17 protein-coding genes are annotated in these 17424 nt (G+C 61.5%); 12 read left to right on the forward strand and 5 right to left on the reverse strand.

The genetic code is table 11. The features are described 5' to 3' along the window. Positions 1-1473: a GH1 family beta-glucosidase gene (locus V1289_RS24630; RefSeq protein WP_334399580.1), complete on the forward strand. Its 1473-nt coding sequence runs from the start codon at positions 1-3 to the stop codon at positions 1471-1473. Positions 1474-1651: 178 nt separating this feature from the next. Here the strand turns inward: V1289_RS24630 and V1289_RS24635 are convergent, their stop codons facing one another. Beyond that, positions 1652-3088, reverse strand: a complete 1437-nt coding sequence (locus V1289_RS24635; RefSeq protein ID WP_334399583.1) for a glutamine synthetase family protein — start codon at positions 3086-3088, stop codon at positions 1652-1654. 162 nt (positions 3089-3250) lie between these two features. Continuing rightward, positions 3251-4609: an aromatic ring-hydroxylating dioxygenase subunit alpha gene (locus V1289_RS24640; RefSeq protein WP_334399585.1), complete on the reverse strand. Its 1359-nt coding sequence runs from the start codon at positions 4607-4609 to the stop codon at positions 3251-3253. A 124-nt stretch (positions 4610-4733) separates the two neighbouring features. Here V1289_RS24640 and V1289_RS24645 point away from each other — a divergent pair, with 124 nt between their 5' ends. Next, positions 4734-5519 carry an IclR family transcriptional regulator domain-containing protein gene (locus V1289_RS24645; RefSeq protein WP_334399587.1) on the forward strand — a complete coding sequence of 262 codons (786 nt, stop codon included), beginning with the start codon at positions 4734-4736 and terminating at the stop codon, positions 5517-5519. 171 nt (positions 5520-5690) lie between these two features. Here the strand turns inward: V1289_RS24645 and V1289_RS24650 are convergent, their stop codons facing one another. Beyond that, positions 5691-6587, reverse strand: a complete 897-nt coding sequence (locus V1289_RS24650) for a helix-turn-helix transcriptional regulator (RefSeq protein ID WP_334399589.1) — start codon at positions 6585-6587, stop codon at positions 5691-5693. A gap of 235 nt (positions 6588-6822) precedes the next feature. Between V1289_RS24650 and V1289_RS24655 the strand changes: the two genes are divergently transcribed. From V1289_RS24655 to V1289_RS24675, 5 genes are all read left to right on the forward strand, one after another. Continuing rightward, complete coding sequence (locus tag V1289_RS24655; RefSeq protein WP_334399591.1) at positions 6823-8364, forward strand: benzoate-CoA ligase family protein; 1542 nt, start codon at positions 6823-6825, stop codon at positions 8362-8364. An 82-nt stretch (positions 8365-8446) separates the two neighbouring features. Next, positions 8447-9262 (forward strand): alpha/beta fold hydrolase, encoded by an 816-nt coding sequence (locus V1289_RS24660; RefSeq protein WP_334399593.1) that lies wholly within the window; start codon positions 8447-8449, stop codon positions 9260-9262. Positions 9263-9346: 84 nt separating this feature from the next. Beyond that, positions 9347-9868, forward strand: a complete 522-nt coding sequence (locus tag V1289_RS24665; protein ID WP_334399595.1) for a DUF309 domain-containing protein — start codon at positions 9347-9349, stop codon at positions 9866-9868. A 73-nt stretch (positions 9869-9941) separates the two neighbouring features. Continuing rightward, positions 9942-10946: an IS1595 family transposase gene (locus tag V1289_RS24670; protein WP_334399597.1), complete on the forward strand. Its 1005-nt coding sequence runs from the start codon at positions 9942-9944 to the stop codon at positions 10944-10946. A gap of 110 nt (positions 10947-11056) precedes the next feature. After that, positions 11057-11479, forward strand: a complete 423-nt coding sequence (locus V1289_RS24675) for a hypothetical protein (RefSeq protein ID WP_334399599.1) — start codon at positions 11057-11059, stop codon at positions 11477-11479. Positions 11480-11491: 12 nt separating this feature from the next. Here V1289_RS24675 and V1289_RS24680 read toward each other — a convergent pair whose 3' ends face one another. Beyond that, positions 11492-11653: a hypothetical protein gene (locus V1289_RS24680; protein WP_334399601.1), complete on the reverse strand. Its 162-nt coding sequence runs from the start codon at positions 11651-11653 to the stop codon at positions 11492-11494. Here V1289_RS24680 and V1289_RS24685 point away from each other — a divergent pair. The 3 genes from V1289_RS24685 to boxB all read left to right on the forward strand — a co-directional run bounded on the left by V1289_RS24685 (position 11652) and on the right by boxB (position 15748). After that, on the forward strand, positions 11652-12284 hold the full coding sequence (locus V1289_RS24685) for a hypothetical protein (protein WP_334399603.1): 633 nt from the start codon (positions 11652-11654) through the stop codon (positions 12282-12284). The genes V1289_RS24680 and V1289_RS24685 overlap by 2 nt on opposite strands. Before the next feature lie 206 nt (positions 12285-12490). Then, complete coding sequence (boxC, locus tag V1289_RS24690) at positions 12491-14179, forward strand: 2,3-epoxybenzoyl-CoA dihydrolase (protein ID WP_334399605.1); 1689 nt, start codon at positions 12491-12493, stop codon at positions 14177-14179. Positions 14180-14311: 132 nt separating this feature from the next. After that, positions 14312-15748 carry a benzoyl-CoA 2,3-epoxidase subunit BoxB gene (gene boxB / locus V1289_RS24695; protein WP_334407650.1) on the forward strand — a complete coding sequence of 479 codons (1437 nt, stop codon included), beginning with the start codon at positions 14312-14314 and terminating at the stop codon, positions 15746-15748. A gap of 184 nt (positions 15749-15932) precedes the next feature. On the opposite strand, the gene V1289_RS24700 is transcribed toward boxB, so the two are convergent. After that, positions 15933-16733, reverse strand: a complete 801-nt coding sequence (locus tag V1289_RS24700) for an SDR family oxidoreductase (RefSeq protein WP_334399607.1) — start codon at positions 16731-16733, stop codon at positions 15933-15935. Between the two features lie 238 nt (positions 16734-16971). Here V1289_RS24700 and V1289_RS24705 point away from each other — a divergent pair, with 238 nt between their 5' ends. After that, positions 16972-17229, forward strand: coding sequence for a hypothetical protein (locus V1289_RS24705; protein ID WP_334399609.1), 258 nt, complete (start codon positions 16972-16974; stop codon positions 17227-17229). 56 nt (positions 17230-17285) lie between these two features. Further along, positions 17286-17423, forward strand: a complete 138-nt coding sequence (locus V1289_RS24710; protein ID WP_334399611.1) for a hypothetical protein — start codon at positions 17286-17288, stop codon at positions 17421-17423. The last annotated feature ends 1 nt before the right edge of the window (position 17424 follow it).

The following is a 17424-nucleotide window of genomic DNA, read 5'->3' on the forward strand; positions in this document are numbered from 1 at the left end:
ATGTCGTCGAACGGACTGTCGCGGCGCGATTTTGGCAAGATGGCTGGATCGGCGGCGCTCGGACTGTCGGCGGTGTCAGTCCGATCCGCCGATGCCGGCATCGCCCGGTCCACCGGCCAGAACGCCATGTTGGCCTTTCCGGGCGACTTTCGATGGGGCACGGCGACCTCGGCCTTTCAGGTCGAAGGCGCCGTCGACGAAGACGGACGCGGTCCTTCGATCTGGGATCGTTTCACGCACTTGCAAGGCAAGATTGCCGATCACAGCAATGCGGATGTCGCCGACGACCATTTCCATCGATACAAGGACGACGTCCAATTGATGAAGGCGCTGGGAGCCAGGACGTATCGCTTCTCGATCGCCTGGCCGCGTGTTTTCCCGGAAGGTCGCGGGGCGCCAAATCCGAAAGGCCTCGATTTCTACAATCGGCTGCTCGACGAACTCCTGGCCAACGGTATCGAGCCGTTCGCCACCCTGTACCATTGGGATTTGCCGCAGGCGCTGCAGGACCGTTTTGGCGGCTGGATGTCCCGCGACACCGCAAAAGCCTTTGCCGATTATGCGGGTTATGTCGTGGAACGTCTGAGCGATCGTGCAAAACACATTTTCACGATCAACGAATGTTCGCGGCTTGTGCATCTCGGTCACGGTCTTGGAATTGACGCTCCGGGCTTGAATCTATCCGAGGCCGGGATGAACCGGGTTCGTCACAACGTAGCACTGGGACACGGTCTTGCCGTGCAGGCGATCCGCGCGCGCGGCCGGGCCGGGACCAGGGTCGGCCTGGCCGAGAACATGGTCACCTGCGTACCCGCGATCGAAACGCCCGCGAACATCCACGCCACGGAGATCGCGACGCGCGAACTCAATGCCGGCTATCTGACTGTCATCCTCGAGGGGAAATACACCGAAGGCTTTCTGGCGCAGGCCGGAAAGGATGCGCCGAAATACACCGCCGACGATCTCGGCATCATTTCATCCCCGATCGATTTCGTCGGACTGAATGTCTACAAGCCCGACCATTATGTCCTGGCCGCCGATAACGCGCGCGGCTTCACCCTGGCGCCGTTTCCCGCGTCGTTCCCGCATATGGATGCGTCCTGGCTGAGGGTCGGTCCGGAGGCGATGTATTGGGCGCCGCGGCACGCGGCAAGGATCTGGGGCGTGAAATCCATCTACATCACCGAGAACGGGACATCGGCGACGGACGAGGTGGCCGCCGACGGCAATGTCTACGATCTCGACCGGATCATGTATCTCCGCAACTATCTGCTCCAGCTGCAGCGCGCGACGTCGGAGGGCGTGCCCGTGGCCGGCTACTTCCTGTGGAGCCTGATCGATAATTTCGAATGGGCGGACGGCTACCAAAAGCGCTTCGGGCTCTACCGGGTCGACTTCGACACGCAAGCACGCACGCCGAAACTGAGCGCATCGTTCTACCGCGAAATCATCAAGCAGAACGCGGTGGTTTAGAGTAAGCGCGTCGCCGGGATAGATCGGGTCGTCATTGCGAGCCAGCGGGTCGGCGCGAAGCGCCGCCCGACGACAGGCTCCGCGAAGCAATCCATGTTGCCGCTCGCTGTAATGGATTGCTTCGTCGCTTCGCTCCTCGCAATGACGGCGGTATGCGTTTAGAGAGCCGGGCGTGCATTCAAAACATCTCGAAATATTCGCGATGCTCCCAGTCCGAGACTTCGGCGTGAAAGCGCTCGATCTCGGCGTTCTTGATGTGGACATAATAATCGACGAACTCCGCGCCCAGCGCCCCGCGGAAAAACGGATCGTCGTTGAGCGCGAACACCGCCTCGCGAAGGCTCTTCGGCAGGAGCGCTGCCTTGGCTTCGTACGGCGTATCCGCCGACGGCCCGGGATCGAGCTTGCGGTCGACGCCGTCGAGACCGGAGAGGATTTGCGACGCCATATAGAGATAGGGATTTGCCGCCGGCTCGCCGATCCGGTTCTCAAGTCGCGTCGCGCTATCGCCGGGGCCGCCGAGCACGCGGATCATGACGCCGCGGTTGTCGCGGCCCCAGATCGCGCGGTCCGGCGCCAGCGAATAGGTGCGGTAGCGTTTGTAGCCGTTGATGGTCGGCGTCGTGAACACCGCCGAGGCGCGGGCGTGCTGCAAAAGCCCGGCAAGCCAGGCGCGGCCGAACGGGGTCAGCACCTCGCTGCCGTCCTTGGACATGAACGCGTTCTCGCCGCCCGTGCGCGACACGATCGACTGATGCAGGTGCCAACCGGACGCGAACACGTTCGGCAGTTTCGGCCGGCACATGAAGGTGGCGTGATAGCCGTGTCGTTGTGCGATCTGCTTTACGGCCGAGCGGAACAGCACCATGTTGTCGGCGGGCGTCGGCCCCTTGGTGGGCGCAAACGTGAATTCGCACTGGCTCGGGCCGAATTCGACCTCGACCGATCGCAAGGGTAGCCCAAGCGCCAGCACGTCGCGGCGGATGATTTCCAGCGCCGGCTCCATCTGGTCGTAGCGCTGCTCGGTCAGATATTGATAGCCGTGCGACAGCAGGCTGACTGATGGCGGCGTGCCCGGTTGGCCGGCATCCTCCGGCGCCATATGGGCGTCTTCGAGCTTGAAGAGGTGGAATTCGACCTCGAGGCCGGCGACGAAATCGTAGCCGCGCTGGCCGAGTCGATCGAGCACCTCACGATAGAGATGCCGCGTCGCGAACGGCACCGGCCGTCCGTCGCTGAAATAGAGATCGCACAGCAGCCATCCCGTGGTCGGCGCCCATGGCAGCACGCGGAACGTGGTGGGGTCCGCCACCATCAGGACGTCGGCGGCGCCTTCCATTTCCCTCATGCCGAAGCCGCCGCCCGCGGTGAACACCGGAAACACCGTGCGGTGCGAAGTGTCCTTGGCGAGCATGGTCGTGGTGATCGAGCAGCCGCTTTCCAGCGAGGCGATCGCCTCGCTCGCCACCAGCGTCTTGCCGCGCAAAATGCCGTGCTGATCCGGAAACGACAGCCGGATCACTTCGAGATTTTTCTCTTCGACGATTTTGCGGAGACGGCTCGCCGCCTCCTTCTGCTCGCTCGACCACAGGCCGTGACGCTCGACAAAACTCAACGCGTCACCTCCTCTTCGTCATTGCGAGCCAACGGGTCGGCGCAAAGCGCCGCCCGATGACAGGCTCCGCGAAGCAATCCATCGCTCCAAGGAAAGAAAGAATGGATTGCTTCGTCGCTGCGCTCCTCGCAATGACGGCAACTCCATTTTGAACCAGACGCATCACTCCGCCGCCGACAGATGGCGGATCTTGTCGGATATCTCACCTGGCACCGGCGCCGCCCAGGGCGCACCGCGGCGCCGCTTGACGTCGACTTCCATCCAGAACATTTCCCAGCCCCGCGTCGGCCCGATGCCGTCCATGGTCGCCGGCCCCTGGATGCTGCGCGCGTGGGCGTCGTCGAGGAACATGAACGGCTTTTCGCCGCCCGCAACCTTTTCGATTTCCTGCCGCAGCAGGCGGCGATATTGCACGATCGCCTTGTCGGAGGTGCCCAGATGTTCGTTGGTGCGGTCCTGGATCGCGCCCATCGATTCCACCGCCCACTGATCGTGCACGTTGATGTCGGCGCCCATGCCGGTATAGGTCTCGGTCGCCTGTTCGTGCGGATCGAAACCGTAATCGTTCGCCTTGTTCTTGCGCGATTTGTAGTCGGGCAGTTCGTAGAGTTCGAGCCGCTGGTCGCGCATCTTGTTCTTGTCGATCGGCGTCGTGTAGCTGGTGAAGATCGCGTACCAGTAGCAGTTCTCGTCGTCGACCGGGATGTGCCACTGCGTGATCGTCATCTCCGTGCTCATGGGGATGACGAAGCCATGCGGGAAAAGCTGGTTGGTGACGCGCACATGGGTGCGCTCCTCATCCAGCTCGCGCAGCGCGATCAGCCGCATGCCGTATTCGGTGTGCTCGACATTGATGATCGGGTTGTCGTATTCGCGCAGGATCTTTGTCATCGGCATGTCGCTTCCGGCGGACGCGCCGCGGAACTGCTTGCCGTAGGCGCCGGAGGTGTCTTCGTCCTCGAAGAAGCGATGCAGGAAGGAGGCGTGCGCCGGATCGATGCCGACTTCGAGCGCCTGCAGCCAGTTGCAGTTGATGTGGCCCTTGAACGCGAACGTGTGGCTGTCCGGCGCGACGAAGCAATCTATCTCCGGATACGCCGGCGGTTCGCCTTCGCCGAGATACGCCCAGAGGATGCCGCTCTTCTCCACCACGGGATAGGAACGCTGCTTGATGCCCTTGCACAGCGTCGAGCCCTTGGGTTCGGCGGGCGTTTCCAGGCATTGGCCGGTCGCATCGAACAGCCAGCCGTGAAAGGCGCAGCGCAGGCCGCCATTTTCCAGCCGGCCGAAGGCGAGATCGGCGCCGCGATGCGCACAATGGCGGTCGATCAGGCCGTAGCGGCCGTTCTCGTCGCGAAACAGCACCAGGTTTTCGCCGAGCAGTTTGACCGGCTTGACCGGCCGCGGCCCCGCCAGCTCGTCCACCAGCGCCGCCGGCTGCCAGTACATCCGCATCAGCTTCCCGCAGGGGTCTTGTCGCCCCGTCCGGGTGATCAGGTCGTTCGCTTCCTGGCTCATCATGGCGGTGCATCCTTTGGTCGGGAGCTGCTTTTGTTCGTCTATTGAACTTATGGGCGAATTATGACATGCATCTGCGGGACGGCAAGCACAATCTTTGACCGGCGCGAGCGCCGTGGAGCGCGAGATGCCAAAGCTGAAGCGCGGCGATAACGACGAGCGTGCCACCGACTTTGTCGAGAGTCTCGATCGCGGTCTGCGCCTGCTGCAGAAATTCGGCACTACCACCGGCCCGATGACATTGAGCGACCTCGCGCGCGCCGCGGAGCTGCCGCGCGCGACCGCGCGACGCATCCTCTTCACCCTCGAACGCGCCGGCTTTGTCGCGACCGACGGCAAGCTGTTCACGCTTACTCCGCACGTGCTGACGCTGGCCGCGTCATTTTTGCGTTCGAGTCAGGTGGTGACGGTGCTGCAACCGGTGCTCGACCGGATCGCGGCAACCGCGCAGGAGATCAGCTCGCTCGCGGTGCTGGATGGCGAGGAGGTCGTGTTCATCGCGCGCGGCAGTCCTGCGCGCATGTTTTCGGCAGGCCTCGATATCGGCTATCGCCTGCCTTCTTTCTGCACCTCGGTCGGCCGTGCCATGCTCGGCCAGTTCGACAATGCCGAACTCGCGGCAAGACTGGCCGCGATGCGCCGCGCGCCGATGACAGCGCATACGGTGACCGATCCAAAATTGCTGCTCGCCGCCATCATCGCCGACCGCGCGCAGGGCTATTCGCTGGTCGATCGCGAAGCCGAACCGCATTTCCGTTCGGTTTCCGTGCCGATCCGCCGCTATGACGGCGCCATCATCGCCGCGATCAACATGGGCGCGCATGTCGATCGCGTCTCGGCCGGTGAAATGATCGACCGGTTCCTGCCGCTGCTGCGCGAGGGCGCGGAACAGGTGAAGTCGATGTTGCTGTGATGGAGGAGCAAATTTCTGGATGCGTTCCCCGGATGCTGCGCAGCACCACCAGCGCGTTTACGCGCGTCTTTGACGCGCTATGGTGATGCGCCGCCGATCCGGGGTCCATCGGGATGGGTCCCGGCTCTGCGGAGCAGCGTTGCACGCTGCACCGCGTCCGGGACACGAGACTTAGCCCCGCGCGAACATCCGCGCTTCGTCGTGCAGCACCGGTGCCACCGCGTCGCTCAGCCGGGCCGCGGCCGCGTCGACGCTGAGCCCCGCCGTGTCCACCACCGCCGACGCGCGTGCGTAGAGCGGCTCGCGGCTCAACAGGATGTTGCGCAATTCCGCCATCGCCGAGCGATCGTCCGCCATCGGGCGCAAATCGCCCTGGCCGCGCACCCGCGCCATGTGCTCTTCCGGCTCGGCCTTCAGCCAGATGGTGTAGAAAGACGACAGGATCAGGTCGAAGGTGAGCGGTTCGGAGACGATGCCGCCGCCGGTCGCCAGCACCATCAATTCTTTCCGTGCCAGCAATTGGGTCAGCGCCGACTGCTCCATGCGGCGAAAACCTTCCTGGCCGTAGAGCGCGATGATCTCGGCAACGGATAGTCCGTTCTGCGCTTCGATCTCCTTGTTCAGTTCGACAAAGCTCCAGCCGATTTTTTTGGCGAGCATCTTGCCGAGGGTGGATTTGCCGGCGCCGCGCAGGCCGATCAGGGCGATGCCGGAAAACGACAGATGCCGCTGCGCCGACGCAGCACCGCCGGCAAGGACGTTCTTGGCTTGTGCGATCTGGCCGGGCGACGCTTTCCGCAGGAGATCGCGGATCACGGCCCAGTCAGGCACCGGCTCGGCGGCGGGAATGAGATCTTCCAGATGCGCGCCCATCGCGTTCGACACCCGGCGCAGCAGCACGATCGAGACGTTACCCTTGCCGCTCTCGAGCTGCGCGATGTAGCGTTCGGAAATGCCGGAAACTTTTGCGAGCACTTTGCGCGACATGCCGCGCAGCGCGCGCATCGTGCGCACGCGCTGGCCGAGTTGCTCCAGGAAATCGATTTCGGGATCGCTATTTTCGGTCATATCCCCCCGTAGCGTTTTCGAGCGAAGTGGGCACCGGTTCGCGTGAAGAAAACGCGTCAAACCAAAAGACTGGAGTCGGGTTCTGCCGCAGTCAGAGCCCAACTCTAGGAAACATAATGCCGATGAGGATTGACAGCAAGCGCGCGGAGTGGCTTTCTATGAATTATAATTCTTAAAACTGGGGAGAAGTCGTGGCGTGCTTTACGCTTGGGGAATTGGGCTGGAGGGACGCGGCATGAGCGGCAATTCCTACAATGCGGTGACCTGGCTGCTCGATCGAAATGTCGATGAGGGCCGCGGCGAAAAACTTGCCTTCACCGATACCGTTTCCGAACTCAGCTATCGCGACCTGCAGAAGCAGACCTGCCGTGTCGCCAATTTGATGCGCTGGCTTGGCGTTCGGCGCGAAGAGCGCGTGGCGATGATCATGCTCGACACCGTCGATTTCCCAATCGTGTTTCTGGGCGCGATCCGCGCCGGCATCGTGCCGGTGCCGCTCAATACGCTGTTGACCTCCGATCAATACGCCTATGTGCTGGCCGATTGCCGCGCGCGCGTGCTGTTCATTTCCGAAGCGCTGCTGCCCGTGGTGAAGGACATGGTCGGGCGGATGCCCGATCTCGAGCATGTCATCGTGTCCGGCAAAGATGCGCACGGCCACAAGAAACTGTCCCACGAACTCGCCCGCGAAAGCGATACATTCGTCACCGCCGCGACCCATCCCGACGAGCCGGCGTTCTGGCTGTATTCGTCGGGCTCGACCGGCATGCCGAAGGGCGTGCGGCATCTGCATTCCAGTCTGGCGGCGACCGCGGATACCTATGCCAAACAGGTGCTCGGCATTCGCGAGGACGACGTCGGGCTTTCCGCGGCAAAGCTGTTCTTCGCCTACGGCCTCGGCAATGCGCTGACGTTTCCGATGTCGGTCGGCGCCACCACCGTGCTCAATTCCGAGCGGCCGACGCCGGCCGTGATGTTTGCGCTGATGAACAGATATAACCCCAGCATCTTCTTCGGCGTGCCGACGCTGTTTTCGGCGATGCTCAACGACGAGACGATGAAGCATGAACGCGGCGGCAATCGCTTGAGGGTCTGCACCTCCGCCGGCGAGGCGCTGCCGGAATCGGTCGGGAACGCCTGGAAGTCACGCTTCGGCGTCGACATTCTCGACGGCGTCGGTTCGACCGAGCTGTTGCACATCTTCCTCTCCAATGCGCCCGGTGACATCAAATACGGCACGTCGGGCCGTCCGGTGCCGGGCTACAAGGTGCGGCTGGTGAACGACGCCGGCGACGATGTGCCCGATGGCGAGGTCGGCGAGTTGCTCGTCGATGCGCCCTCGGCCGGCGAGGGCTACTGGAACCAGCGCAGCAAAAGCCGCCAGACATTTGCGGGCCACTGGACCCGCACCGGCGACAAATACATCCGCGATGCCGACGGCCGTTACACCTTCTGCGGCCGCTCGGACGACATGTTCAAGGTTTCCGGCATCTGGGTGTCGCCGTTCGAGGTCGAGAGCGCGCTGATCACCCACCCGGCCGTGCTCGAAGCCGCCGTGGTGCCCGAGGCCGATCCGGAAGGGCTGTTGAAGCCGAAAGCTTTTGTGGTGCTACGCGCGGACAGCAAGACCGAGGGGCTGCATGAGGCGCTGAAGGAGCACGTCAAGCAGAAGATCGGCCCGTGGAAATATCCGCGCTGGATCGATGTGGTGGAGAGCTTGCCGAAAACGGCGACCGGAAAAATCCAGCGGTTCAAGTTGCGGGATGGGGCACAGTAGCCTCTACCCGTCGTCCCGGCTCAAGGCCGGGACGACGAGCGTGAGAACGCAACGTCCGGATCACTTGGAAAGCTAACTAATCATGCAAACACTAACCCCCTCCGGTTTCCTCCGCATCGGCGCGTCCGATCTCGAATACCGCATGATCGGTCCGTCACCCGAGCAGGCGCCGACCATTGTCATGCTGCATGAAGGCCTCGGCTCGGCGGCGCTGTGGGGTGATTTTCCGGAAAAGCTGCAGGCCGCCACCGGCGCCGGCGTGTTCGTGTACTCCCGCGCCGGCTATGGCGCGTCGACATCAGTGAAATTGCCGCGGCCGCTCGACTACATGCATGTCGAGGCGCTCGATGTCCTGCCGAAGCTCCTGGACGCGATCGGCTTTCGCCGCGGCCTCCTGGTCGGCCATTCCGACGGCGCGTCGATCGCGGCGATCTACGCCGGCAGCCATCAGGATCACCGCGTGCAGGGCATGGCGCTGATCGCGCCGCATTTCATTGTCGAGGATATCTCGGTGACCTCGATCGCCGAAATAAAGACCGCCTACGAGACCACGAACCTGAAAGAGAAGCTCGCCCGCTGGCACAAGGATGTCGACAACGCCTTCTATGGCTGGAACGGCGCCTGGCTCGATCCGAAATTCCGCACCTGGGATATTTCCGAATTCCTCGCCTATATCCGCGTGCCGATCGCGATCCTGCAGGGTGTGGATGACCAGTATGGGACCATGCGCCAGGTCGAGATCGCGCGGGAAGAGTGCTATTGTCCGGTCGATGTGACCTTGATCCCGGGGGCGGGACACCAGCCGCATCGGGAGGCGCCGGGGGCGACGCTGGATGCGATCTCGGAATTCGCAAACGCGGTTTTGCGTGTCGACGGTTCGCAAGGGCGGGCCGCCTAGGCCATTGGACGGCAGGCCGCCTAGGCCACCGGGTGTCGGGCCCGCTGACGCATTGGCCGGGGCCAGGATCGGGATCACGTCCCGATGATCGCGCCGCCTTCAGCCGCCGCAGATCTGCCGCTGCCGCGATGGGCCTATGTCCCCGGCGAGACCGACGAAGCCAATGCCGATTACGAAACGCTGGCCCAAATCACCGCATTGGTGCCGCCGCGGTTCGGCGGCTACGTCCCGGCGCGCCACCCGGCCCTGCGCTACGGCATCACGCTGAACGACCGCGGCTATTTCTGGGAGTCGCAGGAGATCCTCGAGACGGTCTGGGCGGCAGCACCCCAAGGCAGCCGCGAACGTATCCTGCTGCGCGCCTGCATCCTGATCGCCAACGCCAATTTGCGGCTGCGCATGCAAAAGCCCCACACCGCAGCAAGGCTTTTGGGCGACGCGCACGGCGAGCTCAAGGCGCTGGCGCGCAATGCGGCGACCAGCGGCGACGGCTTTGCCGACGGTTTTCCGACCGCGCGCCTCGCGGCGCTGCTGGCGGCCAAACTGGCGCGGCCGCAGCTCGCCAAGACCGATTGGGTGGCTTTCGGCGCCGTCAGCGAGACATGAAACAAAATGCACATTATAACCTTGACAAAGCAGCCGACCATGGGTAGAGTTTCAGCATTGGAGCAACCACCCTATGACCAACCTTCTCAAAAACCCGATCTTCCTTGACGAAACCGCAGCCCGCGAATGGCTTGAAGCCCGCGTCTGGGCGAACGGTCGGGTTTGCCCGCATTGCGGCAACGCAGATCAGGACAAACTGACCAAGCTTGAAGGCAAGGCGCACCGTCCCGGCGTGTACCAGTGCAACGAACCGCAATGCCGCCAACAGTTCACCGTGACCGTGAACACCGTTTTCGAGCGCTCCAAAATCCCGCTGACCAAGTGGCTTGCCGCACTGTTCCTCATGACCGCTTCCAAGAAGGGCATTAGCGCGCATCAGGTCCATCGCATGTTGGGTATCAGCTACAAATCGACTTGGTTTCTTATGCACCGTTTGCGTGAAGCAATGCGCGTCGGCGGGCTTGTGCCGCCCATGGGCGATGCTGGTGGCGCAGTGGAGGTTGACGAAACATTCATCGGTCGCTTGCAGGGCGTTAAGAAGAAGCGCGCGGGCGCGTCTCATAAGAATACGGTTCTTTCCTTGCTAGATCGCGACACCGGACAGGTTCGCAGTTTCCATGTTGCGAATACGACCGCAGATTCCATTGTGCCAATCGTCCGCGCCAACATCTCCAAGGAAGCGCACCTTATGACTGACCAAGCGCGCGTTTACGAAAAGGTCGGAACTGAATTTGCGAACCATGGCGTAGTGAACCACGGCGAAGATCAGTACGTCCGCTACTGGAACGAAGAGACCGGCGAGGCGCGCCCCGATGGCAAGCCGGTTGTCAAAACCACGGTCATCACCACCAACACCATTGAAAGCTACTTCAGCGTATTCAAGCGCGGTATGCTCGGCACCTATCAGCATTGCAGCGAGAAGCATTTGCATCGCTATTTGGCCGAATTTGATTTCCGCCATAACAACCGCATCGCGCTGGGCGTTGACGACACCAACCGCGCCAGCGAATTGGCTAAGGGAATCGTTGGCAAGCGCCTGACCTATCGACGGCCTAACAGCAAAAACGTTCAAGCATAAGGCGGAGCGCTTCCTGCAATGGAAGCGCAAGCAGCCAAAATCGAAACCCAAGTTCGTCAAATATTGGCGAACTAAGTAACTCTCTTCTCCTACAGGCAGGGACAACCAAAATGACAGAGACCACCCAAACACCGGCAATGGAGTATCAATCGATGGCCGTGATGAACGTGCTCACCGATGATAAACGCCGTGACGTTCTAATCGCATTTCAGGGTGACCCCAACGAAGAACAGCACGATCTGGTTGTCAGGCTCGCATACACTAACGTGCCTGCACTTGCTGTCTTGTTACACAAGGCCAGCGCTGATCTTGATAAATCGGCGAGCGAAACAACGGTCGTCGGGCAGGTTCTTAGCGTTTCCGGCGCTCATTCTCTTGAGCCAATGATGGGCCAGTGCATGATTGAGATCGGCTTTCTTGGCTTTCAAGTTCCTCTTGTGATGTCAAAAGAAGTGGCGACGGGTCTAATCTCCGAATTGTACAAGTCTTTAGAGGCGCTAGATCGTCCCCGTAAAGGAAAGAAGCCATCGTAACCGATATAGGTTTCATTTTTTGGCTGCGGACTTTTTCTTCTTCGCCGCCACTTTTTTCTTCTTCGCTACCCGATGCTGCGGCGGGCTTTTCGCTACCACGCCAGCCGCGCGCTCAAAGCGCTCCCATGCATCGGGATGTAATTCCAGTTCCTTTTTTTGATCGGATTTTGCCATGGCTAAATCACCTCACGGACGCGCCGTAGAGAGAATGGCGGCAGAGATCGGATACGTCTGCATCCATTGGGCTTGGCTCGAGAACATGATCGACTTTCTGATAGCACATCTCGCCGGGATAAAGGATGAAGAAGCTTGGCACGCGATTACCGGCAATCTTGATCTACGGCAAAAGACCCAAATTCTCAGGGCTCTTTTCTTTCTCAGAAAAGGGAAGAACGAAGATTGGTATGACTACGCGGTTGAGATGCTCAATTTCATTGATAACGATCTCCGTCCTCGCAGGAATCACCTGGTTCACGCAAGCCTATACGGCAGCGGCTGGGACCTGAAGCATGAGAAAAAAATCATCAAAATTACTAAGCCTCAGGCGTTCCAAAAAGCTGAGTTGAAAACTCTAGATGTTCGCCCCGCGAAGATCGCTGAAGCGCGGAAGCTTCAGAAGGAAATATTTCAATATGCCGGGTTTTGCGGGCTCATCTATGGCTTCTCGCTCCACGCTGATGTCGCAGAGAGGCAAGGAGTATCCTTTCAACAATTTCTTCGTCAGGCAAAATCCTCGGGGCGTCTGAAACACAAGCGTTCAAAGCCGAAACGCCCGCCGAAATTGCCTCGGGCGAAATCTGGGTAACAACCTCGGGCGCGCCATCCCCGGATACCGGGGCGGGGCCAAAACTAGATATCGTCAGTTGCTTTGTCATGGTTATAATGTGCAACAAAATGCATGTTCCGGCGTTTTAGACTAGACTAACCCGAAAACATGCATTATTGTGCATGAAGCTGAGCAAGACAGCTGAGCCGAACAAGTTAAGCCAACAAAAGTGTCAGGGTGGCCCAATGGCAGGCGAAGATCGCGTTCTCGCAGGCGGCGCGAAATACATCGACTTTCAAACCGATCCGTCGCGCTACCGGCACTGGAAGCTCGACGTCGCTGACGATGTCGCGACGCTGACCATGGATGTCGACGAGAATGCCGGGCTGTTCGAGGGCTATCAGCTCAAGCTGAATTCCTATGATCTCGGCGTCGATATTGAACTGGCGGACGCCGTGCAGCGGCTGCGCTTCGAGCATCCGCAAGTGAAGGTCGTCGTGGTGCGCTCGGGCAAGAACCGGGTGTTCTGCGCCGGCGCCAATATCCGCATGCTGGCGGGCTCGACCCACGCGCACAAGGTCAATTTCTGCAAATTCACCAACGAGACCCGCAACGGGCTTGAGGATTCATCCGAGAATTCCGGCCAGCGCTTCATCAGCGTGGTCAACGGCACCGCGGCCGGCGGCGGCTATGAGCTGGCGCTCGCGACCGATCATATCATGCTGGCCGACGATGGCGCCGCCGCTGTGTCGCTGCCGGAAGTGCCGCTGCTGGCGGTGTTGCCGGGCACCGGCGGCCTGACCCGGGTGGTCGACAAGCGCAAGGTGCGCCGCGACCATGCCGACTTCTTCTGCACCATCGAGGAAGGCATCAAGGGCAAGCGCGCGGTGCAGTGGCGGCTGGTCGACGAGATCGTGCCCAGCAGTAAATTAGATGCCAAGGTCGCCGAGCGCGCGAAAGAATTCGCCGCCGCCTCCAGGCGCAACGGCAACGGCAAGGGCGTTGTCCTGACGCCGCTCAACCGCACCATCGATGAAAACAGCATCCGCTACTGTTTTGTCAGCGTCGACATCGACCGCTCGCAACGGATCGCCACCATTTCGATCAAGGCGCCCGAGATAGCCCCGCCGGCCGATATCGACGGCCTGATCGGGCAGGGCGCGTCGTTCTGGCCGCTGCAGGTGGCGCGCGAGCTCGACGACGCGATCCTTCATTTGCGCATCAACGAACTCGAAACCGCGATGCTGGTGTTCAAGTCGCATGGCGAGCGCGCCAACGTCGTCGCCTGCGACGCCCTCCTCGAAGCCAACAAAGCGCACTGGCTGGTCAACGAGATCCGGCAGTACTGGAAGCGGGTGCTGAAGCGCATCGACGTCACCTCGCGCACGCTGGTGACGCTGGTCGAGCCCGGCTCCTGCTTCGTCGGCACGCTGGCCGAACTCGTGTTCGCCGCCGACCGCTCCTACATGCTGATCGGCCAGAAGCAGGGCGATAACCGCGCCCCGCCGGCGATCGAACTGACCGCGATGAATTTCGGCCCCTATCCGATGAGCCACGGCCTGACGCGCCTGCAATCGCGCTTCCAGGCCGATCCAACGGATATCGACCGCGCGCGGGCCGCGATCGGCAAGGCGATCGATGCCGAGGAAGCCGAGGAGCTCGGCCTCGTCACCTTCGCGCTCGACGATATCGATTGGGACGACGAGGTGCGGGTATTCTTCGAGGAGCGCACCTCCTTCTCGCCCGACGGTCTCACCGGGATGGAAGCCAATTTGCGCTTCGTCGGGCCGGAGACGATGGAATCGAAGATCTTCTCGCGGCTGACGGCGTGGCAGAACTGGATCTTCCAGCGTCCCAACGCCGTGGGCGAAGACGGTGCGCTGCGCCGCTACGGCACCGGCCAGAAGGCGCAGTTCGATATGACGCGAGTCTAGAAATTTTGCTGCGTCATGGCCGGGCTTGTCCCGGCCATCCACGTCTTTTCGCGGAATGAAGAGAAGACGTGGATGCCCGGGACAAGCCCGGGCATGACGGAAAATGTAGCCAAGGAGCACGCCATGAACTTCATGAACGTCGATTACTCGACCAAGATTCCCAACAACGTGAATCTCTCGGAGGATCGCCAGGTGCTGAAAGCGCTGGAAGGCTGGCACCCCGGTTACATGGACTGGTGGAGCGACATGGGCCCGGAGGGTTTTCAGCAGTCGCTGGTTTACCTGCGCACCGCCTATTCGGTCGATCCGCGCGGCTGGGCCAAGTTCGACTACGTCAAGATGCCGGAATATCGCTGGGGCATCTTGCTGGCGCCGCAGGAAGAGAACCGCGTGATTCCCTTCGGCGAAAATTACGGCAAGCCGGCCTGGCAGGAAGTCCCGGGCGAGCATCGCGCGACCTTGCGCCGCCTGATCGTGATCCAGGGCGACACCGAGCCGGCCTCGGTCGAGCAGCAGCGCCATCTCGGCAAGACCGCGCCGTCGCTCTACGACCTGCGCAACCTGTTCCAGGTCAATGTCGAGGAAGGCCGCCATCTCTGGGCGATGGTCTATCTGCTGCAGAAATATTTCGGCCGCGACGGCCGCGAGGAGGCCGATGAGTTGTTGCGCCGTCGCTCCGGCGATGCCGATAGCCCGCGCATGCTCGGCGCCTTCAACGAGGCCACTCCCGATTGGCTGTCGTTCTTCATGTTCACCTATTTCACCGACCGCGACGGCAAGATGCAGCTGCACTCACTGGCGCAGTCCGGCTTCGATCCGCTGTCGCGCACCTGCCGCTTCATGCTGACCGAAGAGGCGCATCACATGTTCGTCGGCGAGACCGGCATCAGCCGCGTCGTGCAGCGCACCTGTGAAGCGATGAAGGCGGCCGGCATCAGCGATCCCACCGATATCGCAAAGGTCCGCGCGCTCGGCGTGATCGATCTGCCGACCATCCAGAAGAAACTGAACCTGCATTATTCGCTGTCGCTCGATCTGTTCGGCTCGGAAGTCTCGACCAACGCGGCGAACGCCTTCAACGCCGGCATCAAGGGCCGCTACAAGGAAACCCAGATCGACGACGACCATCAGCTCAAGAACGCCACCTATCCGGTGCTCAAGCTGGTCAATGGCGAGGTCAAGCGGGTCGACGAGCCGGCGCTGACTGCGCTCAACATGCGGCTGCGCGACGATTACACGCAGGATTGCGCCAAGGGCATGCTGCGCTGGAACAAGATCATTTCGACGTCAGGCTATCACTTCAAGCTGACGCTGCCGAACGTCGCGTTCCATCGCCAGATCGGCGAGTTCAGGGATATCAACGCCACGCCGGAAGGCGTGCTGATCGACGACGCCACCTGGAACCGGCGCAAGGGTGAATGGCTGCCGTCGTCCGCCGACGGCGACTTCATCGCCTCGCTGATGACGCCGGTCACCGCGGCCGGCACCTACGCCTCCTGGATCTCGCCGCCCAAGGTCGGCATCGACAACAAGCCCGGCGATTTCGAGTATGTGAAGATCGAGACGTGAGCTTGCTTACCTCTCCCCGCTTGCGGCCGCTTGCGGGGAGAGGTCGGATCACATCGCAGATGTGATCCGGGTGAGGGGGTACAGGTCTATCGATAGATTGCAACGGGCTGAGAGAGGCCCCTCACCCCAACCCTCTCCCCGCAAGTGCGGGGCGAGGGAGCTTACCTCCGACGCCGCCCCGCCCTTACCCCGCAATCTCAAGTCCGGCATTGGCGTAAACCACGCCGCCATCGACGGCGATGGTGTTGCCGACCACGTAATCGCCTGCCCGCGACGCCAGATAGATCGCGACGCCCGCCATATCCTCATCGGTTCCGACGCGCCGGGCGGGCACCCGCTGCGCCACCTCGTCGGCGTGATCGCGCGCCGCGCGGTTCATGTCGGACTTGAATGCCCCCGGTGCAATCGCCGTGACGTTGATATTGTCCTTGATCAGCTTGGTCGCCATCCGCCGCGTCAGGTGGATCACCGCAGCTTTGCTCGCGGCATAGGAATAGGTTTCCCCCGGGTTGACGAAGATGCCGTCGATCGAGGCGATATTGATGACCTTGGCGGGCCGTTCATGGCTTGCCGCCGCGCGCAGCGGTTTCGCCAGCGCCTTGGTCAGGAAGAACAGCGACTTGACGTTGAGGTCCATCACCTTGTCCCAGCCGCTTTCGGGAAATTCGTCGAATTCCGCGCCCCAGGCCGCACCGGCATTGTTGACGAGAATATCGAGCTTCGGCTCAAGTTTGATAATTTCGCCGGCAAGCTTGTCGCAGCCCGCGACTGTCGAGATATCGATCGGCAGCGCGATGCATTCGCCGTCATACGCGGCTGAAAGTTCTTGCGCGGTTGCTTCGCAAGGGCCGGCCTTGCGCGCGGTGATGTAGACCTTCGCCGCGCCCTGCGCCAAAAACCCCGCCGCGATCATCTTGCCGATGCCGCGCGATCCCCCGGTTACGAGTGCGACGCGGCCTTTGAGTGAAAACAGATCCTTGAACATGACGCCTCCCTGATTTGCGGACGGTTTTGGGCGCGAGGGTTCCATGAGTCAAGCAGGGGGACTCTTCCCGTCTCCGACAAGGGGAGAAGGCAAGTTCCGTGCGCCCGGCCGGAAATCAAGCAAACCGCAAGGACAAATAAAGCTAGCGGCAAAGCAAAGCGCGACGACTCGCTGCATATCTCCGGTTGCAACCATCAAGCAATCAAACGGCGTCAGTGCCGGCTCCACGGAGGTTCCTGTGTCAAATCCAACAATCGAATGGCGGTTGCCTCATCGCGATGCCGGCGGTCCGCAGATGCCTCCGACAAGCCGTGCGAAAGCGCCGATATTTTTGGCCATGGCGTCAATGCTGAACGGCTTCTTTGTCGCGATCCTGGTCTCGCTGCACCAGTCGCGGCGGCGTCACGCGCGCCGCATCGTCCGGGAGCATCGGCATCTGGTCGCCGCGGCGCGGAACGAAGCTGACGTTCCGAAAATCGCGATCCGCAGGTCATGAAAATGTCAGTAAATGAAGGGCCATTCCGGGCGAAGTCGTCCGCCCGGCTTCCTGTGGTGGGCGAAACCGGGCTGCTCGCAACGATCGCGGCTGCGTTTTTGATTTTCCACATCCTGGCCATGATCTTGATGCAGGCAACTGCCGGCGTCGCCACACCACCGCAGGAAGCGGCAAGGCCTTCTTCCTATGACTAAC

Source organism: Bradyrhizobium sp. AZCC 2289, assembly GCF_036924615.1.
In the GTDB taxonomy this organism is placed as follows: Bacteria; Pseudomonadota; Alphaproteobacteria; order Rhizobiales; family Xanthobacteraceae; genus Bradyrhizobium.